The sequence below is a fragment of the Alcanivorax sp. HI0044 genome (assembly GCF_001634945.1).
In genome coordinates this window covers 1-919 of record NZ_LWEZ01001615.1, presented here as the reverse complement: position 1 = coordinate 919, position 919 = coordinate 1, and the positions used below count along the sequence as shown (strand labels likewise).

Annotated in this window: 1 protein-coding gene; it reads right to left on the bottom strand. The window is 59.7% G+C overall.

Features of this window, described 5'->3' with window-relative positions; translation table 11 throughout:
- The coding region (locus A3730_RS24365; RefSeq protein WP_156501334.1) for a CNNM domain-containing protein at nt 1-807 on the bottom strand (807 nt) is incomplete at its 3' end.
- Nucleotides 808-919 lie beyond the last annotated feature (112 nt).

Sequence of the window (919 nt, the reverse complement as noted above, 5' to 3'; positions counted from 1 at the left end):
GGCTTTGTTGATTTCGTCCTTGAGCAGCAGGCGGCTTAGTTTACGCAGGTGCAGCAAGCCGATCATGTTGTTCGGGTCGCCATTGAACACCGGCAGCCGGGTGTGCTGGCTGGAGCGTAGAGTAGTGAGGATGTCGTGCATGTCGTCATCCAGATCAATCCCCACCATTTCGTTACGGGGGACCATGATGTCTTCCACCGTCACGGTTTCCAGGTCGAGAATGTTGAGCAACATTTTCTGGTGATTCTCGGGAATCAGCCCGCCGGCTTCATTGACCACAGTACGAAGCTCTTCCGGGCTCAGGTGGTCCTCGTCCTGCTCGTTGGGGCGAATGCCCGCTAGCCGGAGCAGCATGCTGCTGACCCCGTTGACCATCCACACCAGCGGCGCCAGCAGTACCTGCAGAGGCTTGAGGACCACGCTGGCAGGGAACGCGACTCGCTCCGGGCGCATGGCGGCGTAGGTCTTCGGGGTGATCTCCGCAAAAACCAGCATGATGATGGTGATCACCACCGGCGCCACAGCGGCGCCGCTGTCGCCCAGCCAGCGAATCGCCAGAATGGCGGCCACGGTGGCGGCAAAGTTATTGACGAAGTTGTTGCCAATGAGGATGACGGACAGCAGCCGGTCCGTGCGTTTGAGCAGGGCTTCCACCCGGCTGGCCGCTTTTTGTCCCTGACGGGCCAGATGTCGAAGGCGGTAGCGGTTAATGGCCACCATGCCGGTTTCACTGCTGGAGAAGAACGCAGAGGCCAGAATCAGAATAATCAGGGCGCCAATCAGCCACCCGTCAGAGTAGGTATCCAAAGGAAATATCGTTTATCCGCCAGTCGGCCCGCTATTGTTCGGGCCGGGGGGTTGGGGTGTCAAGGAGAGAGGCAAGCTATATGCGTCAGGCCCCACGCCGGGCACGCAAAAG